The organism is Amycolatopsis jiangsuensis, assembly GCF_014204865.1.
Lineage (GTDB): Bacteria > Actinomycetota > Actinomycetes > Mycobacteriales > Pseudonocardiaceae > Amycolatopsis > Amycolatopsis jiangsuensis.
The window spans coordinates 1837385-1864199 of sequence record NZ_JACHMG010000001.1; the positions used below are offsets into that span (position 1 = coordinate 1837385).

The following is a 26815-nucleotide window of genomic DNA, read 5'->3' on the forward strand; positions in this document are numbered from 1 at the left end:
GATCGCGGCCGGGCCAGGCATCCGCGCCAGTTCGCCGAACGAGTCCACTGAGGACAGCAGGACGAGATTGTCCTCAGTGGACAGCCCGAGCGCAGGCTCATGCGCAAGAACTCCTCGAGTGGGTCCGTGCGCATGCGTCGCCCATCGTCGACGGTCAGCGGCGGATCCGGGTCATCTCGGGGTCCACGAGCGGTTCGGCGGCGACGGTCGCCTTCACCCTCCGGTCGAAGTACTGGATCTCCACCGCATTGCCGGGGGTCAACGTCGAGGGCAGCCAGGCGTAGGCGATCGGCCTGCCGACGGTGTGCCCGAACGCGGCGGAAGTGACGTAACCCGCGGGTACCCCGCCGACGAACACCGGCTCGCTGCCGAGCACGACGCTGCGCCCGTCGTCCACGGTCAGGCAGGTCAACCGCCTCGACACGGTTTCGGCGCTCAGGCCTGCCATCCGGTCGTACCCGACGTAGCCCTCCTTCTTCTTGCTCACCGCGAAACCGATCCCGGCCTCGTAGGGGTTGTGCTCCGTGGTCATGTCGGTGCCCCACGCGCGATAGCCCTTCTCCAGGCGGAGGCTGTTGAACGCCGCGCGCCCGCCCGCGATGACACCGAGCGGCTGCCCGGCCTCCCACAGCAGATCCCACAGCCGCTGCCCGTACTCGGCGCTGGTGTAGATCTCCCAGCCCAGCTCCCCGACGTAGGACAGCCGCATCGCGGTCACCGGGATGCCGCCGAGGTGCGCGTGCCGCAGGCGGAAGTACTTCAGGCCCTCGTGGGAGAAGTCGTCGTCGCTCAGCGGCTGCACCAGATCGCGCGCGAGCGGTCCCCACACCCCGACACAGCAGGTGCCGCCGGTGATGTCGCGCAGCCGGACGCTGCCGTCGGCCGGTGCCTGGCGGCGGAAGTAGTCGAGATCGATATTGCCGTTCGCGCCGACCTGCAGCACGTCCTCGGACAGCCGCGCCACGGTCAGGTCCGAGCGGATCCCGCCGGCCTCGTCGAGGGCGAGCGTGTAGGTGACCGAGCCGACCGACTTGTCCATTTTCCCGGTGGTCAGGCGCTGCAGGAACGCGACGGCGCCGGGACCGCTGACTTCGATCCGCTTCAACGGGGTCATGTCGTACATGGCGACCGCGGTCCGGGTCTTCCACGCCTCGGCAGCGGCGATCGGCGAATGGAACTTCGCCGACCACGCATCGCGCGAGGGCGCCTGCCACTCCTGCGGCAGGTCCTTCACCAGCCGGGCGTTCGCCTCGTACCAGTGCGGGCGCTCCCAGCCGTGCGCCTCCAGGAAGAACGCCCCGAGTTCCTTCTGCCGCGCATGGAACGGGCTGACGCGCACGTCTCGCGGGGACAGCCGCGGCTCCAGCGGATGCCGGACGTCGTAGATCTCCACGAAGTTCCGCTGGGACGTCTCGGCCACGTACGCGTCAGCAGTCTCGATCTCTTCGAAACGGTGCACATTACAGCCGTGCAGCTCGATCTCACTGCGTCCGTCGACGAGCAACTGCGCGACAGCGCGCGCGACGCCCGCCGAATGCGTCACCCAGACCGCTTCGGCGATCCAGAAGCCCGCGACGTCCGCCGACTCACCGATCAGCGGGCCACCGTCCGGGGTGAAGGAGAAGACGCCGTTGAAGCCGGTTTCGATCTTCGCGTCCCGTAGCGCGGGCAACAGCGTGCGGCTGTGCTCCCACGAAGGCAAGAAGTCCTCTTCGGTGAACGGCAGCATGGAAGGCATGGCGTCGTCGGTGACTTCGCCGTTCTCGGGAAGCTCGGAAACGCTCGCGGGCATGGGACGGTGAGCGTAGGAGCCGATACCGAGACAGTCGTTGTGCTCGCGGTAGTACAGGTCGTTGTCCTGATGCCGCAGGATCGGCAGGCGGGCCTCGATCACGTCGTCGTTGCGGCCGGCGAGTTCGGGCAGTTGGCCGGTGCGTACGTACTGGTGCGCCAACGGCAGCAGCGGCACCTTCATACCGACCAGCGCCCCGACCTCGCGACCCCAGAACCCGGCACACGACACCACGATGTCGGCCGGAACGACGTCGCCGGCGTCGGTGCGTACGCCGGTCACGCGGCCACTGTCCTGCAGCACCTCGACAACCCGGGTTGAGCCACGGAACTGCGCACCGCGCGCTTCGGCCCGGCTGATCAGCACTGCGACCGCGCGCGAAGCCTTCGCCAGCCCGTCGGTCGGCGTGTGGAAGCCACCCAGCACCTGGTCACGGTCGAGCAGGGGATGCAGTTCCACGCAGCGATCCGGGCCGACGACCTCGCCCGGCACGCCCCACGAGGTCGCCCAGCCCTGCTTGCGGTGCAGGTCGGCGAGCCGCTCCGGGGTCGTCGCGACCTCCAGGCCGCCGACCTGGTTGAAGCACCAGGCGTCGCCGTCGGAAAGGCCGGTGAACTTCTCCATGGTGTAGGTGGCGAACGCGGTCATCGTCTTGGACGGCCCGGTCTGGTAGACGAGCCCGGGTGCGTGCGAGGTGGAGCCGCCGGTCAGCGGCAACGGTCCCTGGTCGAGGACGGTGAGCCGGGTCCAGCCGCGCGCGGTCAGCTCGTCGGCCAGGTTGGCGCCGACGATGCCGGCCCCGATGACGACGACGCGGGGGGTGGTGCTCATGGCGCTTCTCTCCTCTTCGGACGGGGTCGGGCGGCCTGGGGCGGGGCTCAGCCCGCGGCGCGGTCTCAACCGAACGCTGCTCAGCCGGACGGAGGCTCAGCCGGCGGCGCGGTGCTCAACCGGACGGGCCTCAGCCGGCCGGGCGGTACTCCTGCGCCGCGTCGAGAATCCATTCGGCGAGGTACCCGGCGAAAGACGGCCGCACGAACAGCCGCAGGTCCTGTTCGCCGAGTGCGAGCAGCAGTACCGCGGTCTGCCCCACCGCGGTCTGCGCGGCCGAACCGCGCGGAAACGCCGTGGGCCGCAGATCCAGCGAGCAGCCGAACGACAGCAGGTCCCGGGCGTAGTGCCCCCGCACCCGGAGCGCGGTGCGCTGCGCCGAGACGTCGACGGCGGCGCCGTCGTAGGCGGACAGGACCCAGCCCAGCTCGTCCTCGAGCTCGTGCGGCGGGCTGTCCTCCGCGGTCACCAGCCATTCGTCCGGACTCAGCCAGATGATCTGACCATCTGCCGTGTGCGTCCAGGTGTTCGGCGTCAGTGGCAGCGCCGTGCCGACCGCGCGGCCGAACGCGTCGGCGCCCGGGCCGGTGGCGTCCAGGCGCACGTCCACGGCGGACACCGGCGGCTCGAGCGTGACCACGAGCCCGAGACCCGCCCGGGAGAGCTCGTCCAGTGCCGGCGCCCAGGTTTCCAGCGGGTGGGTGGGATAGAGGACTTCAGCCATCGCGGCGGGCTCCTTCCGGGTCCACGAGGACGGTTCCGCCGATCTCGGCCTCCACCAGCACTCCGTCCACCGGGACGTGCACACGGTCGCCGGCCCGGGCGCGACCGTTGCGCACCAGCGCGAGCGCGAACGGACGGCCGAGTGCCGCGCTGTGGTAGCTGGAGGTGACGTGACCGAGCATCGGCACCGGCGGTGCGGGCAGCCGCCCGTCTTCGCACCGCTCGACGATCTGCGAGCCCTCGGGCAACCGGGTCCGCCGATCGGTCGGCAGCAGCGAGACCAGCTGCTTGCGGAGCGGATTGTGGTTCTCCTGCCGGGAGAACGACCTTTTGCCGAGGAAGTCCTCCTTCTTCTTCGACACCACCCAGCTCATCCCGAGATCCTGCGGGGTGACGGTGCCGTCGGTGTCCTGCCCGATGATCGGGTAGCCCTTCTCCGCACGCAGCACGTGCATCGTCTCGGTGCCGTAGGGCGTGATGCCGTAACGCTCCCCCGCGGCCAGCAGCCGGTTCCACAACGCCGGGGCGTACCACCCGCTCACGTTGACCTCCCAGGCCAGCTCCCCGGAGAAGGAGATGCGCGCCAGCCGTACCGGGACGCCGTCGAGGGTGGTGTCCTGCCAGGACATGAACGGGAATCCCTCGGCGGAGACGTCCACTCCGGGGAACACCGCGCCGAGGACGTCCCGCGAACGCGGGCCGGCGACCGGGAAGACCGACCACTGCTCGGTCACCGAGGCGAGATACACCCGCAGGTCCGGCCACTCCGTCTGCAGCCACTCCTCCATCCACTCCAGCACCGCGGCGGCGTTGCCGGTCGTGGTGGTGACGAGGAACCGGCTCTCCGCGATACGCAGGACCGTGCCGTCGTCGAAGACCATGCCGTCGTTGTGGCACAGCACTCCGTAGCGCACCCGGCCGACCTTCAGGGTGCTCATCATGTTCGTGTAGAGCCGGTCGAGGAACACCCCGGAATCCGGGCCCTGCACGTCGATCTTGCCCAGCGTCGACCCGTCGAGAATGCCGACGCCACCACGGACGGCGGCGCACTCCCGCAGGACCGCGGCGTCCATGTCCTCACCGGGCAGCGGGTAGTAGCGGGCGCGCTTCCACTGCCCCACGTCCTCGAACACCGCACCCCTGGCCACGTGCCAGGCATCCAGCGCCGTGATCCGCTCCGGATCGAACAACGTCCCGCGCTCCCGGCCGGCCAGTGCGGCGAACGCGACCGGCGTGTAGGGCGGACGGAACGTCGTCGTGCCGAGCTCGGCGATGCCGGTGCCGGTGCTGCTGCCGAGCAGGTCCGCGGTGATTCCCGAGGCGAGGATCCCGGAGGTCTTGCCCTGGTCGTGTGCCGTGCCGACGGTCGTGTAGCGCTTGACGTGCTCCACCGACCGCATTCCGGCACCGACGGCCCGGGCCAGGTCGGCGACCGTGGCGTCGCGCTGGATGTCCACGAACTGCCGGGCCTGGTCCCCCTCGGTCCGCCACAGCACCTTCACCGGCGTGTGCGCCGGTTCCGGACCGGCCACCGGAGCTTCGTCGCCGGCGCCGGCCCGCAGCACGTCCGCGAGAGCGAAGGTCCCGTTGGCGGCACCGATCACGCTGATCCCGGGCAGCGTGCCGGCGGGCCGGAACGCGCCGAGCGCCGGATCGTAGCCGAGCTCGCCCTTGACGTGGCTGAACAGGTGCGCCGCCGGATTCCAGCCACCGGAGACGAGCAGGAGATCCGCCGGAAGCCGGATGGTGCCGTCCGGTGTGCGTGCGAGCACTCCGGCGACCCGTTCCGCGCCCTCGGTGGCGGTGACCACTGTGGACGGCAGCACGGAAATATCTTTGGCCGCGCAGCGAGCTTCCCACTCGACCGGGCTGTGGTCGCGTGCGTCGAGCACGGTCACCGCGGCGCCGGCTTCCGCGAGATCGGCAGCCACCGCGTAGGCCGCGTCGTCGGTGGTGAAGACCACGACCTCGCGGCCCGCCAGCACGCCGTAGCGGTGCAGGAAGTCCCGCGCCGCCGAGGCGAGCATGATCCCGGGCCGGTCGTTGTCCTCGAACACCACCGGCCGCTCGATCGCCCCGGTCGCGATGACCACCTTCAACGCCCGGATCCGGTGCACGCGCTGACGCGCCCGGTGTGCCGGGGCCGCGGTGCCCAGGTGATCGGTGCGGCGTTCGAGCGCGAGCACGAACCCGTCGTCGTAGTGGCCGAACGCGGTGGTCCGCTGCAGGTGCTGTACCTGCGGGTTCGCCGCCAGCTCGGTGACGACTCCCGCGAAGAACTCGCGCGACAGGCGTCCGCCGACGATCTCGGTGCCGGTGAGCGTGCCGCCGGGCTCGGCACGGTCGTCGACCAGCACCACGCTCTCCCCGGCCCGTGCCGCACTGCGCGCCGCGAGCAGCCCTGCCGGGCCCGCGCCCACGACGAGAGTGTCGGTGTGGGTGTGTTTCCGGTCGTACCGCGCCGGATCGGGCGCGTCGGCCAGCCATCCCTGACCGTCCACTCCGTACGCGACGAGGCCGTCGGTCAGCTCGACCACGGAGGCCTGCAGCATCGGCTCGGGGAACGGCTTCTCGATCTGCACCAGCCCGGTCGGGTCCTCCGTCCACGCCGCGCCGATCCCGCGCGGCCGGCCCAGCTTCACGCTCGTGCCGACCAGGTGCACGTCGTTCGCCAGCAGCGCGGACGCGAGGGTGTCACCGGGATGGCCCGCATACGTGCGGCCGTCGAAGGTGAAAGTGAGGGTGCGGCCGCGTTCCACCCGGCCGTATCCGGCGACTCGGCTCATGCCGACACCTCCTGATGACGCCGCACGACGGCGGGTACCGGATCACCGACGCGGTAGGTCGCCAGGAACTCGTAGGTCCGGGTGTCGCGCACCGCGTTGAACCATTTGCGGCAGCCCGTGGCATGGCTCCACCGTTCGGCGAACGGTCCCTTCGGGTTGTCGCGGTAGAAGACGAACTCGGCCCATTCCCGGTCGGACAGCGCGGCCGGGTCGTCCGGGTAGGCCACCTCGGCCTGGCCGCCGTAGTGGAACTCGACCTCTTCACGCGGGCCGCACCACGGGCAGTGGATCAGTTGCATGGTTGTCCTCGCTGGGGTCAGTGGGCGACTGCGGCCGCGCCGTGCTCGTCCACGAGCGCGCCGGTCACGAAGCGGTCAAGGGCGAACGGCGCGACGTACGGGTGCGGCTCGCCGTGCGCGATGGTGTGCGCGTAGCACCAGCCGATACCGGGCGTGGCCTTGAAACCGCCCGTGCCCCAGCCCGAGTTGACGAACACGTTCTCGTACGGCGTGTGCCCGACGATCGGGCTCGCGTCCGGGGTGACGTCCACGATCCCGGCCCAGGAGCGCAGCAAGTGCGCACGAGCGAACACCGGGAACAGCTCGACCGCGGCGGCCATCTGCCGTTCGATGATGTGGAACGCTCCGCGCTGGCCGTAGCCGTTGTAGGCATCGACGCCCGCGCCCATCACCAGCTCGCCCTTGTGCGCCTGCGACACGTACACGTGCACGGCGTTGGACATCACGATCGTCGGGTGCACCGGCTTCAGCAGCTCGGACACCAGTGCCTGCAAAGGGTGCGACTGCAACGGCGTACGCACCCCGAGCATCTCCAGCAGCACCGAGGTGTGGCCCGCGGCGCACAGGGCGACCGTGCCCGCCCCGATGTCGCCGCGGCTCGTGCGTACGCCGGTGACCCGGTCACCGTCCACAGTGAACCCGGTGACCTCGCAGTCCTGGATCAGGTCGATACCGGCCTCGTCGGCGCGGCGCGCGAATCCCCAAGCGACGTAGTCGTGCTTCGCGATCCCCGCGCGCGGCTGGTAGGTCGCCCCCTGCACCGGATAGCGGATGTCGCCGGAGATGTTGACGATCGGGCAGATCTCCTTGACCTGCTCCGGGCTCACCCACTCCGCATCGACCCCGTTGAGTTTGTTGGCCTCGACCCGGCGGACCGAATCGCGCACGTCCTGTTCGGTGTGCGCGAGGTTGAGCACCCCGCGCTGGGAGAACAGGATCGGGTACCCGAGGTCCTCCTCCAGGCCTTCCCACAGCTTCAGCGAGTGCTCGTAGATCGCCGCCGACTCGTCCCACAGGTAGTTCGACCGGATCAGCGTGGTGTTGCGGGCCATGTTGCCGCCGGCGAGCCAGCCCTTCTCCAGCACCGCCACGTTCGTGATGCCGTGGTTCTTCGCGAGGTAGTGCGCGGTGGCCAGGCCGTGCCCGCCGCCGCCGATGATCACGACGTCGTAGGTCTTCCGGGGTTCGGGATTGCGCCACAGGAAGTCCGGATGCTCCGGAAGGTGCGCGCCGGGCGTGCTCACGCGACCACCTCCGGGTACAGCGGGTGCCGGGCCGGCTCCCACCCGGCCGCGGCGCGCGCCTCCGGACCCGCCGGCACGCCGAGCCCCCGAACGGCAGCGGACACCTCCGGGCGATCAGCCGGTGCGGACATGGGACCACCTCTCGTATACCGTTCCAGGAGGACTGATATATCAATGGGATCCAAGGTTACGGGCAGCGTCCCGGCGGAGTCAACAGGTCAGCGGAAAGCGGCCACGCGGGTCACCTTGCCGGAGGAGCCGGCCGGTCTCGCCGACCGGCCCGGGCACGTCGGGGCGGCAGCAAGCCGGCCAACCTCGGGAACGTCACCGCAGCGATCACCCGAACCGGGCCGCGGCCGGCCCCACCGGACAAGCCGGCCAACCTCAGCACAACAGTCACCCGAACCGAAACCGGCCGGCCCTCGGACAAGCCGGCCAAGCTCGGCAGCGTCACCGCAGCGATCACCCGAACCGGGCCGCGGCCGTTACCGCGCTTCCGGCAGGCTTCGTCGGGCTGTTTCGTACTCGGTGGCGATCGTTCGCACGATCTCGCCCGCCGGGCGGATCTCGCCGATCAGCCCGGCGCTCTGTCCGGCTTCGATTTTGCCCCGGTCCACGTCGCCGTCGAACGCGGCCATCTTCAGCGTCGACGCGGAGAACCGGGTGCGGCGGTCTTCCAGGGCGGCGCCGTCGGCTTCGAGGCGGTGCATCTCCCGGGTGAAGGCGTTCGGGATCGCGCGGATCACGCCCAGGTCGCGACCCACCGGCTGGGGATCGGCGACCGACGCGGCCAGCACGGCACGCTGGTAGGCAGGGTGCACGTTCGCCTCGGTGCTCAGCAGGAAGCGGGTGCCGAACTGGGCGGCTCCAGCGCCGAGAGCCAGCGCCGCGGCCAGCCCGTGCCCGTCGGCGAAACCACCGGACACCAGGAACGGCGTGGCCGGCACCGCGGCGGCCACGGCGCGCGCCAGCACCAGCGTCGACACGAGGTCGGGCGGCGGGTGGCCACCGGCCTCCGCGCCGACGACCACCAGTCCGTCGACTCCGGCGGCCGCGGCCTTGCGGGCGTGCTCGGGACCGGCGACCACGTGCAGGCAGAGCACCCCCGCGTCGTGGAAGCGGTCCAGGTAGCGACGCGGACCGCCTTGCGAGGCGATGAGAACCGGCGGCCGCTCCGCCAGCAGCAGCTCCAGCGTCTCCTCGACACCCTTGCGATACAGCGGCAGATTGACCGCGAACGGCCGGTCCGTGCCCGCCCGCACGGTCCGGATCGCGCTGCGCAGGTCGTCCGGGCGCATCGGCCCCGCGGCGAGCACGCCCAGCCCGCCGGCGCGGGAGACGGCCAGCGGCAGCTCCGGGGCCGAGGACGCCCACGACATCCCGGCCTGCACGATCGGCAGGTCGATACCGAGCAGCCGGGTCAGCGCCGTCTCGATCCGGGTCACCGTGAAGACTCCAGCAGGCCCACAGCATGTTCGGCCAGCTGCGTCTTGCGGATCTTCGCACTGGCGGTCATGCCGATCCCCTCGAAACCTTCGACGATCCGCAGGTGCCGCGGCACCTTGAAGCCGGCCATCTCGTCGCGGCACCAGCCCAGCAGCTCGTCCGCGGAGGTCGTGGCCCCCTCGTTCAGCACCACGAAGGCGAAGGGCACCTCTACCAGCCGTGCGTCGGGCACCCCGACGACGGCGGCCTGCCGGATCGCCGGATGCCGGTGCAGCACCGCCTCGACCTCGGTGGGCGCGACGTTCTCCCCGCCGACCCGGATCAGCTCCTTCGCCCGGCCGCGGAACACCAGCCGCCCGTCCGGGCGCAGGACGCCGAGATCACCGGTGGACAGCCAGCCCTCGGCGTCGATCGCCGCGGCGGTCTGCTCCGGCATCGCGTAGTAGCCGCGCATCACGTTCCAGCCGCGGACCAGGATCTCCCCCGGCTGCCCCTCCCCGGTCTCCCGGATCCGGACCTCCACCCCGGGTTCCGGCGGCATGCTGGCGTCCACCCGCAGTTCTTCGGGTTCCCACCACGCCGACTGCGCGACGTTCGGCGACGCTTCGGAAAGCCCGTACCCGACGACCGCCTCGGTGGCGCCCAGTTCGTCGATCACCCGGCGCACCACCGTCGGCGAAGCGGCGAGCCAGGCACCGCGCAACACCAGCGGATACCGGTCACGGTCGGGATGGTTGAGCATCATCAGCGCGATGGTGTCGTTGCCCGCGAAGTGGGTGCACCGCTCGTCGGAGAGCAGCCGCAATGCATTGCCGGGCGTGAAGCGTTCCGCAGTGACCAAAGTGGACAGCTGTTGGAGGCAGGCCAGGATCGACAGCGTCGTCCCGGCGACATGGAAGAACGGCCGTCCACTGTAGAACCGGTCACCGGCGCGCAGGCCGAGGCGGGTGCCGGAGAAGAACGCGTCGGCACACATGTTCCGGTGGGTCAGCAACACGCCCTTCGGAAAGGACGTCGTCCCGGACGTGTACTGGATCAGCGCCACGTCATCGGGCGTACTGCACGGCTCGACCGGCTTCCCCGCCCGCGCCGTGAACTCCGCCCAGCTCTGCGCGCCGGCGGGTACCTCGGTCCCCAGTACGACGACCTGGCGCAGCTCCGGCAAGGCGGGATCGGGCAGCCGCGTCTCCACCGCCGGGCAGATCTCCCGCAGCATCGACACGAAATCCGAGCTCAGCACCCGGTCGGCGAGCAACAGCAGCCGCACGTCCGACTGCCGCAGCGCATAGTCCAGTTCGGACTGTTTGAACCGGGTGTTCACCGGCACGGTCACCGCACCCAGCGACGTGATGGCGAGGAACAGCGCCACCCACCGCGGCCCGTTGCCGAGGCAGAGACCGACGTGGTCACCACGGCCGATTCCCGCGTGGTGCAAAGCCGAACGGAGCCTGGCCACCTCCGCGGCCAGCTCGGCATAGGTGACCCGCTCGTCCGCGTTGACCACCGCTTCGACGTCCGGCACCACGGCCGCCGCCCGCCGCAGCGCCGCGTCCGTCGTGAGTGGACAGACACCGGCGAGGTCCACAGTGCGCATGTTCCCGCTCACTTCCCGTTCCGATCGCCGAACTCCTCGACACCACGCCGCCATTCACCCTCGGCGAGGTTCCGCTCGATCGCGGCCAGCTCGATCCGGATGCCCGTGGTCAGCGCGACCTCCTCCCCGAGGTCGACGGACTGTTTGGTGAGGCCGAGCGACAGCGGCGGTGCGGCCGCGATGGCCGAGACCGTGTCCGCCGCGAGCGCCTCGAGACCTTCTCGCGACGTGAGCCGGGTGATCAGGCCGATCGCGGCGGCCTCCGCCGCAAGGAGGACCCGGCCGGTGAACAGCAGTTCCTTGGCCCGCCGCTTGCCCACCACCCGCTGCAGCCGCTGGGTCGCCCCGACCGTGCCCCGGTGCGGTTCGGGGAAACGAAACGTCGCGGCGTCCGAGCCGAGCACGAAGTCACAGCTCATCGCGATCTCGCCGCCGGAACCGACCACCGGGCCGTCGACCACCGCGACCACCGGCTTGCCGCAGCGTTCGATCGTCTCGTAGGCGGAGAACGAGGCGAGCCGGCGACGACGCACCCAGGCCTCGTCCTTGTCCCTGCGCTCCTTCAGGTCCGCGCCCGCGCAGAAGACCGGGCCCGCGGCCCGAACGACGACGACCCGCACCCGCTCGTCCGCGTCGAGATCGGCGAAGATCTCCCGCAAGGCGACACACATGGGCAAGTTCAGCGCGTTGCGTGCCTCGGGGCGGTTCAACCTCACCTCGGCGACGCCTGCCTCCGTGCGCACCAGCACCGGATCCACCTCAGATCACCCCTTCCGCACGCAGAGCCGCCACCTCGGCCTCGGACAGCCCGAGCTGCTCGGCCAGCACCACACCGGTGTCGGCACCCAGCCGCGGGGGCACGGCGGGTTCGGGATCTTCGTACCCGTTCATCCGCAACGGCGTGCGCAGCGCGGGAAAACGCCCTTCGGCCGGGTGTTCGAAATGCCCGACCATGCCCCGTGCGACGGTGTTCGGATCCTCGAGCGCCTCACGGACGGAGTTGACTTCACCGACCGGCACGTCCCGGGCCCGCAACGCCCGCGCCAGTTCTGCGTGCGGCCGCTGGGCGAACGCGGCCCGCAGCGCACCCAGCACCCGCTCCCGCTGGTCCAGCCGCCCGGCGTTGGCCGCAAGGTCCGGATCGGCCGCGAGTTCGGTCAGCTCCAGCACCTCGCACAGCGGCGCCCAGTGCTGATCACTCGCGCTGAGATGCAGCCACCGGCCGTCGCGGCACTGGAACGCCGCCGAGGGCACCCGCCCCGGATGCTGGGTGCCCTGGCGCATCGGATCCTCGTCGTAGGCGAACAGCCGCGCCGCGGCAAGGGCGAGCAGGCTGACCTGCACGTCCATCATCGCCACGTCCACCTGCGAGCCGCGGCCGGTGTTCGCCCGCCCGAGCAGGCCGGTGAGCACCGCGATCGCCGTCCACAGCCCGGAAGCCAGGTCGGACACCGGGATGCCGGCCTTCGCCGGCGGCCCGTCCGGATGCCCGGTGAGGTGCATGATCCCCGACAGAGCCTGGAAGATCGTGTCGTAGCCCTTGCGGTCGCGGTACGGGCCGTCCTGGCCGAACCCGGTGTTGGACACGTAGACCAGACCCGGGTTCAGCTCCGCCAGCTCCTCGTAGCCCAGTCCCAGCTTGGCCAGCGTGCCGGGCAGGAAGTTCTCCACCAGCACGTCGGCACGGGCGGCCAGGTCACGCGCGATCCGGCGGCCGCGGGCGGACTTCAGGTCGAGCGTGATCGACTGCTTCCCCCGGTTGAACGCGAAGAAGTAGGCGCTCTCCCCGGCGGGCAGCCGGGGTTCCCAGCCGCGCGATTCGTCACCGCGGCCGGGCCGCTCCACCTTGACCACGGTGGCGCCGAGCTCGGCGAGCGTCTGGGTGGCCAGCGGAGCCGCGAGCACCCGCGAGAAGTCGAGGACGGTGATGCCGGACAACGGTTTCACACGCGCTCCCGGAAGCCGCGCATGATCACGTTCACGTCGCGGCCCGCCCGCATCGCCTCGGCGCGCGGCAGGTCGGCGACGCGGTGGAACAGCGTCTTGGTGGTGCTCATCGCCAGCGGGCTCGCCTCGGCCCACCGATGCGCGATGGCCAGGCCCTCGGCGAGCACGTCGCCCGGCTCGGCGACCCGGTTGGCCAGGCCCAGCTCCAGCATCTCCGCCGCGGTGAGCAGGCGGCCGAGGCTGATCAGCTCGAACGCCAGCTTGGGGCCGAGGTGACGCTGCAGGCCGGTCATCACGACCGCGGGCACGATCGAATGCTTCATCTCCGGGTAGCCGAACTTGACGTCGGTGGCCACCACCGTCAGATCGGCGCCGATGGCCAGCCCCGCTCCGCCGCCGACGGCCGCACCCTGCACCACGGACACCACCGGCGTCGACAGCTCCGGCAGCAACGACTGCGTGCGGCTGGTGAGGTCGGCCCGCGCCAGTACCGCGGCGGGCTGGTCCGGCGTCAGCTGCCCGAACTCCGACAGGTCCGCGCCGGCACAGAACCCCCTGCCGTTGCCGGCGAGGACCACCGCGCGGACGTCCGGATCGCGGTCGGCGGCGAGCAGCGCGTCGTGCAACGCCTGGGTCAGCTCGGTGTCGAGTGCGTTGAGCTTCTCCGGCCGGTTGAGCCGCAGCACGCGCACCGCACCGTCGTCCTCGGTGAGCAGCACGTCAGGCATCGAGTTTCTCCTTCCGCCCCTTGGCGATCATGCTGTAGAGCTCCCGGCCGAGCGCGCGTTCGCACAGGGCGGACGCCGCGGCGACGCGGTCGTGGTCCAGTCCGGTCTCGACACCCATCGACGCGAAGAGGGCGACCAGGTCCTCCGTGCAGGCGTTGCCGGTGAGCCCTTGCCCGTAGGCGATCCGGGCGGGATGGCCGCCGACCCCGCCGAACGCGCTGTCGAAATGGCGACAGCCCGCGTCCAGCGCGGCAACGCAGTTGGCGAGTGCGGTGCCCCGGGTGTTGTGCAGGTGCGCGACGACCGGAACCCGGACGCCGGCCCGATCGATGCGCCGGTACAGGTCGGCGACGGTACGCGGGTTCGCCGCGCCGATGGTGTCGCCGAGGGTGATCAGGCCGGCACCGAGTTCGGCGAAGCGCACGATGTCGGCCACCACCGATCCCGGGTCCACGGCACCTTCGAACGGACAGCCGAAGGCGACCGAGACGACGCCGACCACAGTGAAGCGGCCTTCGGCGAGCCGTGCCATCTCCGCGACGTTCTCCCACTGCGTGGCGCGCGTGGTACGCAGATTGCGTTCGGAATGTCCTTCGGTGGCCGACACGAGGAAGCTCAGCTCCTCGGCGCCCCGCCCGGCGTCCTGGTCGGCGATCGCCCGCCGCACGGCCCGTGGGTTCGGGCAGGTGGCTTTGTACGCCACGCCTTCCCGCACCGGAAGGCCAGCCAGCACCGCCGAGGCGTCCGCGAAGGCCGGGACGTGGCGGGGGTGGCTGTAGCTCGTCGCCTCGACGCGGCGGAACCCGGCCGCGGTGAAGGCGGCGAGCAGGTCCAGCTTCGTTTCGGTGGGGACGAACGCGGTTTCGTGCTGCAACCCGTCGCGGGCGAAGCATTCGCAGATCGTCACGCGGTCTGCCATGGGGCGGCCTCCTGGGAATCGCTCATCCCCAGGACTACCCGAGCAGTGTTGATTAAGTCAACAGCTAGAGAGATCGCTGACTTTCCAGCGCCTTCGCCAGCGTGCCGAGCTTGTCCAGCGCCGAGTCCAGCGCCTCGCGCTCGGCCGGGTTCAGGCACACCAGGAACGCCTCGTTCCGCTCGTTGGCCGCCTCGATCAGCCCCTGGTAGACGGATCTGCCCTTGCGGCTCAACGACAGCTGCGTGCTCCGGCCGGCACCGGACGCGCGCACCAGCAGCCCGCGCTCGTCGAGCTTGGCGACCACCCGGCTCATCTGCGCCTTGTCCAGCCCGGCCCGCGCGGCCAGCCGGTTGAGGGTCAGTGGCGACTCCTCACCGAGCAGCGCGAGCGTGCGCCACTCCCCCAGGCTGACGTCGAAGTCGCGGCGGTACCGCGTCGCGGCACTGCGCGAGATCGCGTTGGCCACCCGGTGCATCCGGTAGGACAGCAGCTCGGAGATGGGAAGCAGGGTGCTCATCCCGCGAGTCTAGGCCACGGTGGGGCCCCGCTGCGGGAAACCGGGTGTTGACATTCACAACAGAGTGGACAGAGACTCGGGACGGCACCGGACCTGAGTGCCCTGCCCCCGAAACCCGGAGTGAGACGATGCCGTCCTCCCCCCAGTCCCGTCCGGACGTTCCGCGCGACCGGCTCTACCGCAAGGTCGCCCTGCGGATCATGCCGCTGCTGCTGGCCTGCTACGTGGTGAGCTTCATCGACCGGACCAACGTCGGCGTGGCCCAGGTGCGGCTCAAGGCCGACCTCGGATTCAGCGACGGGGTCTACGGCCTGGCCGTGGGACTGTTCTTCGTGGGTTTCATCCTGTTCGAGGTGCCGAGCAACATGCTGCTCGCCCGGATCGGCGCGCGGAAGACCCTCGTGCGGATCATGCTGACCTGGGGCGTGATCACACTGGCGACCTCGCTGGCGACCACACCGGAGCTGTTCTACGGCGCCCGGTTCCTGCTCGGTGTCGCGGAGGCCGGGTTCTTCCCGGGCGCGTTGTTCTACCTCGCCCAGTGGTTCCCGTCCGCCCGCCGGACCCGGATGACCGCGATGTTCTTCCTCGGCGTACCGCTGTCGGGCATCCTCGGGCCGCCGATCTCCGGCTGGATCATGCACACCCTCGGCGGCTCGCTGGGCCTGCGGGACTGGCAGTGGCTGTTCGTCCTGGAGGGGCTGCCGCCGATCCTGCTCGGCGTGCTGGTGCTGGTGTTCTTCCAGGACACCCCGGCCGGGGCGAAATGGCTCGGCCCGCCCGAGAAGGAGGCGATCGCCGCGGACCTGGCCGCCGACCAGGACCGCAAGCCGACCGGCGCGAAACACAGCGGGATGCTCCGCGCGCTGCGCGATCCGCGGGTGTACGTACTGGGCCTGGTGTCCTGCGGCTGCTACACGCTGGCGAACGCGGTGTCGTTCTGGACCCCGCTGATCATCAACAGCTCCGGTGTCGCCAACGTGCTGGACATCGGCCTGCTCGCGGCCATCCCGCCGGTACTCGGCATGGGCGTGATGCTGCTCGTCGGGCGGCATTCCGACCGCACCCTGGAACGCCGCTGGCACGCCGCGGGCGCCGAGTTCTTCGCCGCCGCCTGCCTGATCGCCCTGTCGTTCGCGAGCGGCAACCCGTACCTGGTGATCGTGCTGCTGGCGTTGATGACCGCCGCGCACTACTCCGGGCTGACCGTGTTCTACTCGATCCCGTCGATCTACCTGTCCGGCCCCGCCGCGGCCGGCGGGATCGCCGTGGTCACCACCATGGGCTCGTTCGCCGCGGCCACCAGCCCGGCACTGCTCGGCTGGATCAAGACCACCACCGGCAGCCTCGACCTCGGCCTGCAGATCAGCGCCGCGGTGGTCGTACTGGGCGGGCTGATCCTGCTGCTCGGGGTGCCGGCCCGGACCCTGCGCGAAGCCGCCGGACCGGACGTACGCGCCCCGGCCCGGTCCCGGGTGCGCGGCTGAAACGCCGGTCTCCAGCGGTGCGCGGCTGGGCTGCCGGCCCTCGCTGGCGCACAGCTGCGCCGCCCTTCTCCGCGGGTGCAGCTGAACCGCACGTCTGCACGGCTGAACCGCGGGTCTCGACTGGTGCGCAGTCGAACCGCCACTCTCCACGGGTGCGCGGCGAGCCGCCGGCCTTCGCGGCGCGGCCGAGCAGCCGGTCCCGGGCACCGCCGCACCCGCGGGTTCTCCCGAAGTTGCGGCTCAGCCGCCCGCCGGCGGGACCGGATGCCGGGACCAGTTCCCGACGCGGGTGAACGTCGCCCCGCCCATGCGCCCGACCGGCCGGTACCGGTCCTGGTCGAGGCGGCCGTCCGCACGCAGCAGGCGATCGTCCACCACGACGCCGAGCACCTCGCCGAACACCAGCCGGGAACCGCGGAACTCCCGTGTCTCCAGCAACTCGCATTCGAGGCTCGGCCCGCCACCGGCCGGATGCGGGACGGCGATCCGGTGCCCGTCCTCCCACCGCAGCCCGGCGCGGGTGGCCTCGTCCACCTCTGCGGGCTCCTCGGCCGCGGTGGCGGCGATCAGCTCCTCCTGCCCGGCGAGCGCGATCGTGATCGCGAACTGCCGCCTCGCCTCGATGTTGGCCAGTGTGTCGGTCCGCCCGGTCACCGAGAACAGCACCGTCGGCGGATCCATGACCACCGGCGCGAAGTAGCTGAACGGTGCCAGGTTGCGGGTGCCGTCCACGGCCACCGTGCTCACCCAGGCGATCGGCCGCGGGACGATCGCGTTCTTCACCATCCACACGAACGCCCCGTGATCCTCGTCGGTGCTGCTGGAGTACACGTTTTCCCTTCCTCGACCGTGCCGCGGCGGGTTACCGAAGACTTACCCGCGTCTCCCACGATACGGATTCTGTCGGTGCCCGCGGCTAGGGTGATCCCGACGCTTGTGGACGAAGGAGTGTGGGTACGTGCGCTGGACCGGGAACATCCGAGGGGCCGTGCTGGCTGTGCTCGCGGTGGTGGCCACGCTCGGCCTGACCGCGTGCGGTGGCGGGAGCGGTGACCAGCCGGCCGCGCCGAGCAAGGGCGGCGCGCCGATCGTCGTGGCCTCGTTCAACTTCACCGACAGCCAGATCCTCGCCGAGATCTACGCGGGCGCGCTGGAGGCGAAGGGCTATCCGGTCGCCCGCAAGCTCAACCTCGGCTCGCGGGAGCTGATCTACCCGTCGCTCAAGTCCGGTGAGCTGCAGTTCCTTCCTGAGTACCAGGGCGCGGCGATCACCACCGGCTTCGGCAAAGACGCGGTGAAGGACGCCAAGGGCGAACACGAGCAGCTGGCCAAGCTGTTCGAAGCAGACGGCATCGGGCTGCTCGACTACGCCGCGGCCGAGGACAAGGACGTCTACCTCGTGAAGGCGGATCTGGCCAAGGAGAAGGGCCTGCGCACGATCGGCGACCTGAAGAAGCTCGACAAGGTCGTCCTGGCCGGCGGGCCGGAGTGCGAGAAGCGGCTGCCGTGTTTCAGGGGCTTCCAGGACGTGTACCACCTGAGCAACGCGACGTTCCAGACCGTGCAGGAGATCGGGCCGCGGGTGCAGCAGCTCGAGTCCGGCGCGGCCACGGTGATCCCGGTCGATTCGGTGAGCCCGGTCGCCGGTGACGGCAAGTACGTGGTGCTCCAGGACGATCTCGGCATCGAGCCGACCGAGAACGTGGTGCCCGCGGTGAGCAAGAAGGTGCTCGGCGAACGGGGTCCGGACTTCGCGAATGCGGTCAACGCGGTGAGCGCGAAGCTGACCACCGACGGCCTGCGTGAGCTCAACGCCCGGGTCGACGCCGACGGCGAGCCTGCCGCCGACGTCGCGAAGGACTGGCTGTCACAGCAGGGTCTTGCCTGATCCCGTCCCGGTCGAGGAGTCCCATCATGAGTGCGCGAGAGTTGCACTTCAACGCGTTCGTCTGGCCCAACGGATACCACGAATCGGCCTGGCGGGTGGTACCCGACGACGTCCGCGGCGTGCTCGGGCTGTCCTACTACGCGGACCTGGCGCGCACGGCCGAACGCGGGCTGCTGGACACCGTGTTCCTGGCCGACAACATCGCCATCCCGGAATACCGCACCACGCATCTGCCGCAGACGCAGTTCGACCCGATTTCCGTGCTGTCCGCGCTGGCCGGGGTGACCAGCCACGTCGGGCTGATCGGTACCGGGTCCACGACCTACACCAAGCCGTGGGACCTCGCCCGCCGCTTCGCGACGCTGGATCACCTCAGCGGCGGCCGCGCGGGCTGGAACATCGTCACCACGGTCACCCCGCTGGCCGCGGCGAACTACGGCGAGTCCGCGCACCCCGACCACGCCGACCGGTACACCCGCGCGCACGAGTTCGTCGACGTCGTCACCCGGGCTTGGGACAGCTGGGAGGACGACGCGCTGGTCGGCGACCGCGAACGCGGCGTGTGGGCCGACCGCGGCAAGCTGCACGCGCCGCGGTTTCACGGGCAGTTCTACGACGTGGAGGGCATCCTGCCGTTCCCGCGGTCCCCGCAGGGATGGCCGGTGCTCGTCCAAGCAGGACAGTCGCCGGCCGGGATCGCCCTCGCCGCACGTTACGCCGAGCTGGTGTTCTCGGGGCCGCCCTCCCTCGACGCGGCGGTGGCGTTCCGCACCGACCTGCACACCCAGGCAGCGGCGGCCGGACGCGATCCGGCTCAGCTGCTCGTCCTCCCGGCGCTGATGATCACCCTCGGCGGTACCGAAGCCGAGGCCCGGGAGAAGGCACGGCACCTGGAAGACCTGGCGAGCCCGGAATTCGGCTGGCAGAACGTGCTGTACACGGCGGGACTCGACCCGGACGCGTTCGACCCGGACGCCCCGCTGCCGCCGGAGCTGTGGGCCGGGCGCGCCGCCCCGTCGAGCCGGGCCGAGCAGCTCTACGCCGCCGCCCGCGCCCGCCCGGAGGCCACCCTGCGCGACCTCACCCGAGACCGCAAGAGCGGCGCGGGCCAGTTCCACTTCGCCGGAACCCCGGAGCAGCTCGCCACCCACATCACCACCTGGCAGGACGCCGGCGCCGCCGACGGCTTCACCATCATGGGCTCCACCCTGCCCACCGAACTGACCACCTTCGTCGACGAGGTGATTCCGAGCCTGCAACGCTCAGGCCGCTTCCGGACCGAATACCGCGGCACCACACTGCGCGACAACCTCGGCCTGCACCGCCCGAACCGCTGACGCCGGTGCGCCGTCGCGGCGGGCCAGCGCCGTCGCGGTGACGGTGTACCGGCGCGGCGGGCCAGCGCCGTCGCGGCGGCGAGAGCCGCCCCACAGGAACCGCGCTGATCCGATTCGCTGATCCGATTCGCTCGGCGGGCAGGGCCGCGGCGAACGGCCGGCGTCTCGTGAGCAACCGCGTGCACGCCGGCCGGCTCTCGGTCAGCGCGGGGTTCTGCGCCCGACCAGATGGAAGACACGGCTGAGCCGGCGGTAGGGGTCCCGCCGGCCGGCTTCGAGTTCGACCCGGGCCGCGGCAGCGACCTTCGCGGTGTCCGCGGGGTCCAGGGCCACACCGCCGAGGTCGAGCCAATCGACGAAATGCCAGACGCCGTACCAGTCCTGCGGCTCGACGCCGCGCCGGCGCAGCTGTCCGCCGAGTTCTTCCACGGTGTCGGCGCGGGTGGGCAGGCCCAGCACCCCGATCTCGTGGTCGGTGTCGAATGCGGCGAGTGCGTCTTCCCAGCGTTGCTCCATCGCCGGGCGGAGCGCGGCCGCGGCGGCGTTGCCGGTCATGATCGAGACGATCCCCTCGTCCTCGGTGCAGTGGCACAGCTGATCGAGCAGCGGCTCCGGCTCTTCCAGATAGCCGAGCACGCCGTGGCACAGCACCGCGGCGAACCGGCGGCCACGCACTGCCTCGGCGGCGTGCTCGCCGCTGGATTCCACGAAGGACACCCGCTGCCGGGTCTCCGCGGGCAGCAGCGCGAGCCGTTGCCGCGCCTTGTCCAGCATGCCCGCCGACGAATCCAGGACCGTGACGTCGTACCCGGCCTGCGCCAACGGGAACGACTGGTGGCCCGCACCTCCGCCGACGTCGAGGATCGCCGCCGGCGGAGGCGGCAGGTGCGAGAGAAGCTGGTGGTGGATCACGTAAGTACGCACGTGTCCCTTGACCGACGCGTAGGCCCCGTCGGCGAACTGGCCTGCCAGACCGGCCCAGGTGTCGTCAGCCATCGCATCAAGCTAACAGCCCTGGCCGCTGCCAGGGCACGAACTGCCCTGCCGAGCAGCGACCGAACGTCCTCAACCGACCATCTGTCCATTCTCGACAGTCAGCACCCGGTTCGCGCGTCCGGTCAGTACGTGCGGGTCGTGACTGATCAAGAGTACTGCGGCGCCGGTTCGCCGCTGGTAGGCGTCGATGTGGCCGAGGAGGTGGGTGGCCAGGTTCGTATCCAGTCCGGTGGTCACCTCGTCGCAGAGCAGGACCTCGGGGCGGGCCAGCAGAGCGCGGGCCAGTGCGGCGCGCTGCAGCTGGCCACCGGACAGCCCCGGTGGGTAGCGGGCCGCTTGTGCCGGGGTGAGGCCGAGTTCGGCCAGTTCCTCCCGGGCTTCCGCCAGCGCTTCCCCCGGGCACACTCCGCGCAGCCGGGTCGCGGTGGCGGCCACCTGGACTTCCACCGGGCGGCGCGGATCGAACGACGGCGCCGCCTCCTGCCACACGTACTGGACCCGGGCGAGCTGCGCGCGGGTCCGGCGACGCAGTGGGGGCAACGGACGGCCGCCGGCGAGCACCGTGCCGCGGCTGGGTTGCTCCAGGCCCGCAAGGCACCGGGCCACTGTGGACTTACCGGCACCGGACGCACCGGCCAACCCCACCGTTTCACCCGGGAACAGCGCCAGATCGGCTTCCCGAAGTACGTTCGCCGAGCCGAAGTGGACGGACACGGTACGCAGCTCCGCCGCGGGAGAACCGGAGCAGGAGACGGACGGACGTGTCGCCCCCGTCGGCCGTGGCTGCGGGGCTTCCGACGGCGTCACGACGCCGTTGTGCACCCGCAGCAGCCGGGTGTCCAGTGCTGCCACCACATCCGGATCGTGCGTGACGACAAGGAGGGCCACCCCGTTGCGGGCGAGTGCGCCGAGGTGACCGGCGAGTTCGGTCTTGCGCCCGGCGTCGAGACCGGTGGTCGGTTCGTCGAGCACGAGGGCATCCGGCCGGGTCGCGAGCACCTGCGCCAAGGCGAGCCGCGTGCGCTGGCCGCCGGAGAACTCCGCCGGATACCGCCGCAGTACCGGGCCCAGATCTCCCTCGAACGCCACCGCACGCAGTACCTCCGTGACCCGCGCCCGACGCTGCGCCCGGGTCATCCGCGGCACCCGCAAGCCCACCAGTTCGCCCAGTGCGTGGCCCACGCGGCGCGCCGGGTTGAGCGTTCCGGCCGCCTGCTGGGGCAGGTATCCGGTCCGCGCCGGAGCCTCGACGGTCCCGTCCAGCGAAACCCCGGGCCGGGTGAGCCCGGCGACGGCCATGGCGATCGTCGTCTTGCCGGCGCCGGAGGGGCCGAACAACGTGACCACCTCCCCAGCTCGGACCTCGAACGAGACGTCCCGCAGGAGGGGCGTCTGCCCCGCGTCTGCGCTGAGGCCGCGGACCGTGATCGAGTCAGCCACGACGCGCCGCCCGCATCTCGTCGCGGACCGCCAGCGTGCGCGGGTCGGCGAGCAGGTCGTCCCACAGCAGGTTGATGCCGAGCACGAGGAGCACGATCAGGCTCGCCGGCAGGAACACCGACCAGGGTGCCGTGGCGAGCCCGTCCTTGTTGGCAGCCACCGAAACCGCCCAGTCCGGCGAAGCCGGGTCGAACCCGAGCCCGAGGAAGTTCGCCGACGAGAGGAAGTAGATCGCCGCCGCGATGCGCACGCCGAGGTCCGCGGCGACCGGCCGGGAGAGTTCCCGCAACGCGTACCGGCCGTAACGGTGCCAGCGGGACTCGCCCTGCATGCGTAAGGCGTCCATCACGGGGCCCTGCACGACAGCACGCGCCGCCATCCGCACGAAACGCGCGATCGGGGCGACCAACGCCAGCCCCACCGCCGCCGCGATCGCCACTGCGGATCCGTTGGTGCGCACTGCCGCGACGATGATGATCAGCAGCGACGGCAGGCACAGCAGCACATCCAGCGGTCGCATCAGCAGGTCTTCCAGCCAGGGCCGCTCCGTCGCGGCAGCGAGCATGCCCAGGCCGAATCCGACGACGTAGGCGCACAGCACCGTCGTCACGGTGACCAGCAGCAGGGGACGGCCGCCGTCGAGTGCTGCCGCCAGTACGTCGCGGCCGAGCCGGTCGGTGCCGAAGGGCGACCACGTCGAGGGCCCGAACGGGGCTTGCCTGCCGGCCGGTGCGAGGTCCGCCAGGAACGGCCCGACGAACGCGAACAGCACCGGGACGGCGACCAGGATCACGCGGAGCGCGCGCTTCACGACCGGCCCCGCCGGGGCACCATCCGCTGACCGGCGAGATCGATCAGCGTGTTCACCGCGATCGCCACCACACCGGTGATCAGCACGATGGCCAGGATGACCGGCTGGTCGCGGTCCCCGATCGCCTCGATGAGCGTGGACGCGATCCCGGGCAGCGCGAACACCGCCTCGACGATCAGCACCCCGGACAGCAGGCCGTCGCCGGTGCGGCCGAGTTCCTGCAAAGCCGGGCCGAGTGCGTTGGGTGCGACGTGCCGCAGCAGCAAAGACGCGCGGCCCACGCCGAAACGCCGCGCCTGCCGGATGTAGGGCTGGTCCAGTACGTCGATCACCCCGGCACGGACGAGCCGCACGATCGGCGCGGCCACCCTGGCCACCATCACGGTGAGCGGCAGGACCAGGTAACCCGGTTCGGCAAGCATTCCCGAAAGATCGACGCCGAGGAAGGTCGCCGGGAACAGCCGCAGCCGGACCGCCAGGTAGGCCACCGCCAGCACGGAGAGCACGAAATCCGGGATCGAGTCGAGGACCACGCTCACCGTGGTGATCACGCGGTCGCGCACCGAACCCGGACGCAGGCCGGCGGCGAATCCCGCGCATCCGGCCACCGGCAGCAGGACGAGGGTGGTCAGCGCCGCCATCAGCCCGGTCACCGCGAACGGTTCGCCGATCACCCGGGCCACCGGTTCGCCGCCCGCATACGACGTGCCGAGATCGCCGGTGAGCACGTGCCCGAGCCAGCGCAGGAACCGGGTGACCGGAGCGAGATCGAGCCCGAGCAGCTGCCGCGTCTGCGTCCGCTGCTGCTCGCTGAACCATTCGCCGGCCCGTGCGTCGGCGGCATCGCCGGGCAGCAGCAGGGACAACCCGAACACCAGCACGAGCAGGAGCAGCACCTGCCCGGCGCCCAGGACGAGCCGGCGCAAGGCGAAACGGGTCAGCACGGCGGTCAGCGAGACCCGGCGGTCATCGGGCCACCTTGTCGAACCGCGCCCAGTTCAGCGCGTTGGGCACGCCGGCCGGAATGCCGCGGTAGCCGGCGGCCGCGGCGCTGTTCCACGACGAGATGCCCCAGAACACGAATCCGCCACGGTCGTGAAGGATCTCGTGCATCCGGTGGTAGAGCGCGGCGCGTTCCGGCTCGGAGGCCGTGGCCAGTGCCTGGCCGTACAGCGCGTCGAACTCCGGATCGTGCCAGTTGGTGCGGTTCTGCGGCGAACCGGTGAGCAGCCGGGACGCGAAGTGGTTGGGAATCGACAGCGGTCCCGACTGGCCCATGGTCAACTGCCCGGTCTTGAGTGCCTCGGCGTAGTAGGTGTCCCCGGAGCCGACCCGCACCCGTACCGTGACACCGCTCTGTTTCGCCTGCTCCGCGAACAGGTTCGCGGCCTCGACGAAGCCGGTGGCGGCGGGCGCGGTGAACAGGTCGATGGTTAGGTTCGGCACTCCGGCCTTGCGCAGCAAGGCTTTCGCCGCGTCCGGGTCGAAGGTGTGCTGCGGAAGCTCGGCGTAGTACTGGAACCCCTTGCCGAACACGTCGTTGGAGATTTCGCCGTCGCCCTGCAGGGCCACCTTCACCAGTTCCTCGCGGTCCACCATCCGCATCAGCGCACGCCGGACGTCCGCGTTGTCGAACGGCGGCCGGTCGGTCTTCATCGCGAAGTAGTAGATCCCGCTGTTCGGCGTCGCCTGGACGCGAAGATTCCCGTCGCCGCGCATCTGCTTCGCCGCGGCCGGCGTGAGATCGTCGGCGAAATCGGCCTGCCCGCTGCGCACAGCGGCGGTGCGGGCGTCGTTCTCCGCGCTGAGGATACGCAGACGGCCGATCCGCGGTGCCCCGTCCCAGTAGCCGTCGTAGGAAGTGGCCACCATTTCCCGGCCCGGCCGGAAGGAGTCGAACCGGAACGGTCCGGTGCCGACCGGACGGCGGAAGTCCCGGGTGCCGGCGCGGATGATCCGCGTGCCGTAGGCCGCGAGTGCGGTACGGAACTCGAACGACGGGCGGTGCAGGGCGATCTCGGCGGTGCGCTCGTCGACCTCGCGGGACTGCCCGAGGTCGACCAGGTCCAGCGTCGTGGCGGCGATGAACGGCTGCTGTCCGGCCGGGCCGAGGATCCGGGAGAGGGTGTGGAGCACGTCGGCGGAGGTGACTTTCGCCCCGTCGTGCCAGCGCGCGTCCCGCAGGGTGATGCGCCACCGGGTGCCGTCGGCGTTCGGCTCGGCGGCGGTGGCGAGACGTGGCACCGGGCGCATGGCGTCATCGACTTCGAACAGCCCGTCGTACAACGCCTTCAGCCGCGCCTCGTCGATGAACAGGTGGCTGGTGCCCGGATCGAGGCTTTCGTCGGCACCCGATCCCTTGAACACCGCGGAGAACGTGTCGACGCCACTGCCGGAGGCATCGGCGCAGCCGCTCGCCAGCGCACCCACCGCGAGGCCGGTACCCAGCAGGAACCCACGCCTGCTGAGCGGCGAGCGGGCCGCCGCGCCCGGGCTTTCCACCATTGTCGGACTTCCTAACCGTTCAGGACACAGTCGCCGCACTTCGGCCCGGCACGGTCCGGCGCGGCACGATAGATCAGGCAGCAGCTGTTCCGGCGGAACCGGCCGCCGGTGCGGGTGGCCGCACCGGCCAGCGGCGGAAGGACCTCGAGCGCACCGAGCAGCGCCGAAACCGCGTCCGTCCACTCCGGACGCTCAGCACGGAGTACGGTGGCCGCGCCGTTCAGCGCGGACGCGAGATTCCCCCGGCGCACGGTGGCGGCCAGGGAGAACTCCCCGACGGCCCGGTCCAGCCGGGCCAGGGGGCCGTGCAGAACCCGCTCACGGAAGGCGGCGACCACTTCGGACGGAGCGAGCGGCGCGGGATTTTCCGCCAGGGACAACGGGATCGCGCCACCCACCACCGGCTGCCACCAGGCACCGGCGAAGTCCGGCACGATCGCGTGCCCGGCCGCCAGCGCCAGTGCCGGCGAGCAGAGCCGGGCGGCCAGTCCCAGATGCGCGACCGAGGCGGCGACCCGCCCTTCCACCCGGCCGCCGCCGGCCGCGAGCACGTCCCGGACCTGCTCGACCCGGTGCCGCAGCACGGGTCCGTCGTCGAGCACCTCGGCCAGTGGACGCCACGGCGCGGGCGGCCTGGCATCAGGCGGATGCGTTTCGGCGGCGAAAAAGGGGCCCAGCCCGGAAAGAGGGTTCACGCCTCGGCGACAGCCCGCACCGGAGCGTCCCGCCGCAGCACGCGTTCGGCGAGCGGACCGAACACGAGCGCGATCGTGGTCCACAGGATCACCTGGGCCAGCACGGAGTACAGCCGGAACTCCGCCAGCGTGTCCGCGGGGAATCCCGGGTACACGATCCGGCCGGCCGGATCCCGCAGCGGCAGCGGTGTTTCACTGCCGGCTGCGCCGGACAGCTCGCCGAGCGAGGGCAGCACCGCCATCAGGATCGCCGAGAGCACCACGAATGCGGCGCCGGCGACCAGCGTCGCGTTCCAGGTGCCCAGCCGCGGCGCGAGCCGCCGCCCCACGAGCAGCGCCGCCACCAGGAACAGCACCGACGCGGCGACCATCAGCAGGTACAGGCCGGTCCGGGCGCCGATCGTGCCCGGGTGGCCGACCGCAGGCGGATTGGCCGGGTACTTGAGGAACGGAACCAGGTACAGGGTCAGGAATCCGGCACCGGCGATCAGCGTGGCGAGTGCCCGCGCGCGGATCCGGCCGGTGCGGCCGAGCAGCACGGTGTAGACCACCGCGAACAATGCGCCCATGGCGACCCCGAAGAGCACCATGCCGACGCCGATCCCGAGGTTGCCCTGGACGGCCCGGCTGAAGACTTCCGGGCCTTCGGTCTCGACCGGCAGCCCGGCGGCTTTGTCGAGCGCGGCCTGGGCTTCGTCGCGGCCGGCCTCGTAGTCGATGGCGGACTGCACGAGCGGTTCGGCGAAGACCCGCGCGAAAACGAACGCGAGCAGTCCGCCGAGTGCGCCGGCGAGCAGGCCGCGCAGGATGAGGGTGCGTTCCATGTGCCG

At 71.1% G+C, this 26815-nt stretch carries 24 protein-coding genes; 3 read left to right on the plus strand and 21 right to left on the minus strand.

Annotated features, from left to right (window positions below):
- Positions 1 to 154: 154 nt before the first annotated feature.
- The 13 genes from BJY18_RS07805 to BJY18_RS07860 all read right to left on the minus strand — a co-directional run bounded on the left by BJY18_RS07805 (position 155) and on the right by BJY18_RS07860 (position 14826).
- On the minus strand, positions 155 to 2623 hold the full coding sequence (locus tag BJY18_RS07805) for a GcvT family protein (protein WP_184778944.1): 2469 nt from the start codon (positions 2621 to 2623) through the stop codon (positions 155 to 157).
- A gap of 130 nt (positions 2624 to 2753) precedes the next feature.
- Positions 2754 to 3347, minus strand: coding sequence for a sarcosine oxidase subunit gamma (locus BJY18_RS07810; RefSeq protein ID WP_184778946.1), 594 nt, complete (start codon positions 3345 to 3347; stop codon positions 2754 to 2756).
- Entirely contained in the window at positions 3340 to 6132 is a 2793-nt protein-coding gene (locus tag BJY18_RS07815; RefSeq protein WP_184778948.1) for a 2Fe-2S iron-sulfur cluster-binding protein, read from the minus strand. Before BJY18_RS07815 ends, BJY18_RS07810 begins: the two co-directional genes overlap by 8 nt.
- A complete protein-coding gene (locus BJY18_RS07820) occupies positions 6129 to 6431 on the minus strand; it encodes a sarcosine oxidase subunit delta (RefSeq protein ID WP_184778950.1) in 303 nt (100 codons plus the stop codon). Before BJY18_RS07820 ends, BJY18_RS07815 begins: the two co-directional genes overlap by 4 nt.
- A 17-nt stretch (positions 6432 to 6448) precedes the next feature.
- Positions 6449 to 7675, minus strand: coding sequence for a sarcosine oxidase subunit beta family protein (locus BJY18_RS07825; protein WP_184778952.1), 1227 nt, complete (start codon positions 7673 to 7675; stop codon positions 6449 to 6451).
- The gene (locus BJY18_RS37405; RefSeq protein WP_281393651.1) at positions 7672 to 7806 is read right to left on the minus strand and encodes a hypothetical protein; all 135 of its coding nucleotides are present in this window, start codon (positions 7804 to 7806) and stop codon (positions 7672 to 7674) included. The genes BJY18_RS07825 and BJY18_RS37405 overlap by 4 nt, the downstream gene beginning before the upstream one ends.
- Before the next feature lie 354 nt (positions 7807 to 8160).
- Positions 8161 to 9120: an NAD(P)H-dependent flavin oxidoreductase gene (locus BJY18_RS07830; RefSeq protein WP_184778954.1), complete on the minus strand. Its 960-nt coding sequence runs from the start codon at positions 9118 to 9120 to the stop codon at positions 8161 to 8163.
- Positions 9117 to 10715 (minus strand): AMP-binding protein, encoded by a 1599-nt coding sequence (locus tag BJY18_RS07835; RefSeq protein ID WP_221457619.1) that lies wholly within the window; start codon positions 10713 to 10715, stop codon positions 9117 to 9119. Before BJY18_RS07835 ends, BJY18_RS07830 begins: the two co-directional genes overlap by 4 nt.
- An 8-nt stretch (positions 10716 to 10723) precedes the next feature.
- Positions 10724 to 11464 carry an enoyl-CoA hydratase/isomerase family protein gene (locus BJY18_RS07840; protein WP_312873782.1) on the minus strand — a complete coding sequence of 247 codons (741 nt, stop codon included), beginning with the start codon at positions 11462 to 11464 and terminating at the stop codon, positions 10724 to 10726.
- Between the two features lie 10 nt (positions 11465 to 11474).
- Entirely contained in the window at positions 11475 to 12662 is a 1188-nt protein-coding gene (locus tag BJY18_RS07845; protein WP_184778958.1) for a CaiB/BaiF CoA transferase family protein, read from the minus strand.
- The gene (locus tag BJY18_RS07850; protein WP_184778960.1) at positions 12659 to 13390 is read right to left on the minus strand and encodes an enoyl-CoA hydratase/isomerase family protein; all 732 of its coding nucleotides are present in this window, start codon (positions 13388 to 13390) and stop codon (positions 12659 to 12661) included. The genes BJY18_RS07845 and BJY18_RS07850 overlap by 4 nt, the downstream gene beginning before the upstream one ends.
- Positions 13383 to 14309, minus strand: coding sequence for a hydroxymethylglutaryl-CoA lyase (locus tag BJY18_RS07855; RefSeq protein ID WP_184778962.1), 927 nt, complete (start codon positions 14307 to 14309; stop codon positions 13383 to 13385). Before BJY18_RS07855 ends, BJY18_RS07850 begins: the two co-directional genes overlap by 8 nt.
- A gap of 64 nt (positions 14310 to 14373) precedes the next feature.
- Positions 14374 to 14826, minus strand: coding sequence for a MarR family winged helix-turn-helix transcriptional regulator (locus BJY18_RS07860; RefSeq protein WP_184778964.1), 453 nt, complete (start codon positions 14824 to 14826; stop codon positions 14374 to 14376).
- Between the two features lie 128 nt (positions 14827 to 14954).
- Between BJY18_RS07860 and BJY18_RS07865 the strand changes: the two genes are divergently transcribed.
- Positions 14955 to 16313 carry an MFS transporter gene (locus BJY18_RS07865; RefSeq protein ID WP_184778966.1) on the plus strand — a complete coding sequence of 453 codons (1359 nt, stop codon included), beginning with the start codon at positions 14955 to 14957 and terminating at the stop codon, positions 16311 to 16313.
- Between the two features lie 240 nt (positions 16314 to 16553).
- On the opposite strand, the gene BJY18_RS07870 is transcribed toward BJY18_RS07865, so the two are convergent.
- Positions 16554 to 17144: a flavin reductase family protein gene (locus BJY18_RS07870; RefSeq protein WP_184778968.1), complete on the minus strand. Its 591-nt coding sequence runs from the start codon at positions 17142 to 17144 to the stop codon at positions 16554 to 16556.
- A 127-nt stretch (positions 17145 to 17271) separates the two neighbouring features.
- Here BJY18_RS07870 and BJY18_RS07875 point away from each other — a divergent pair, with 127 nt between their 5' ends.
- Together BJY18_RS07875 and BJY18_RS07880 are read left to right on the plus strand one after the other, a co-directional pair.
- Positions 17272 to 18201, plus strand: coding sequence for an ABC transporter substrate-binding protein (locus BJY18_RS07875; protein WP_184778970.1), 930 nt, complete (start codon positions 17272 to 17274; stop codon positions 18199 to 18201).
- A 26-nt stretch (positions 18202 to 18227) separates the two neighbouring features.
- Positions 18228 to 19538 (plus strand): NtaA/DmoA family FMN-dependent monooxygenase, encoded by a 1311-nt coding sequence (locus BJY18_RS07880; protein WP_184778972.1) that lies wholly within the window; start codon positions 18228 to 18230, stop codon positions 19536 to 19538.
- Positions 19539 to 19739: 201 nt separating this feature from the next.
- Here the strand turns inward: BJY18_RS07880 and BJY18_RS07885 are convergent, their stop codons facing one another.
- The 7 genes from BJY18_RS07885 to BJY18_RS07915 all read right to left on the minus strand — a co-directional run bounded on the left by BJY18_RS07885 (position 19740) and on the right by BJY18_RS07915 (position 26809).
- Entirely contained in the window at positions 19740 to 20534 is a 795-nt protein-coding gene (locus BJY18_RS07885) for a class I SAM-dependent methyltransferase (RefSeq protein ID WP_184778973.1), read from the minus strand.
- A gap of 69 nt (positions 20535 to 20603) precedes the next feature.
- The gene (locus BJY18_RS07890) at positions 20604 to 21974 is read right to left on the minus strand and encodes an ABC transporter ATP-binding protein (protein WP_184778975.1); all 1371 of its coding nucleotides are present in this window, start codon (positions 21972 to 21974) and stop codon (positions 20604 to 20606) included.
- Positions 21967 to 22785: an ABC transporter permease gene (locus BJY18_RS36715; RefSeq protein WP_221457623.1), complete on the minus strand. Its 819-nt coding sequence runs from the start codon at positions 22783 to 22785 to the stop codon at positions 21967 to 21969. The genes BJY18_RS07890 and BJY18_RS36715 overlap by 8 nt, the downstream gene beginning before the upstream one ends.
- On the minus strand, positions 22782 to 23729 hold the full coding sequence (locus BJY18_RS07900; RefSeq protein WP_221457625.1) for an ABC transporter permease: 948 nt from the start codon (positions 23727 to 23729) through the stop codon (positions 22782 to 22784). The genes BJY18_RS36715 and BJY18_RS07900 overlap by 4 nt, the downstream gene beginning before the upstream one ends.
- Before the next feature lie 22 nt (positions 23730 to 23751).
- A complete protein-coding gene (locus BJY18_RS07905) occupies positions 23752 to 25290 on the minus strand; it encodes an ABC transporter substrate-binding protein (protein WP_184778977.1) in 1539 nt (512 codons plus the stop codon).
- 11 nt (positions 25291 to 25301) lie between these two features.
- Positions 25302 to 25985 (minus strand): (2Fe-2S)-binding protein, encoded by a 684-nt coding sequence (locus BJY18_RS07910; RefSeq protein WP_312873783.1) that lies wholly within the window; start codon positions 25983 to 25985, stop codon positions 25302 to 25304.
- Positions 25982 to 26809, minus strand: a complete 828-nt coding sequence (locus BJY18_RS07915) for a CbtA family protein (RefSeq protein WP_184778981.1) — start codon at positions 26807 to 26809, stop codon at positions 25982 to 25984. Before BJY18_RS07915 ends, BJY18_RS07910 begins: the two co-directional genes overlap by 4 nt.
- Between the last annotated feature and the right edge of the window lie 6 nt (positions 26810 to 26815).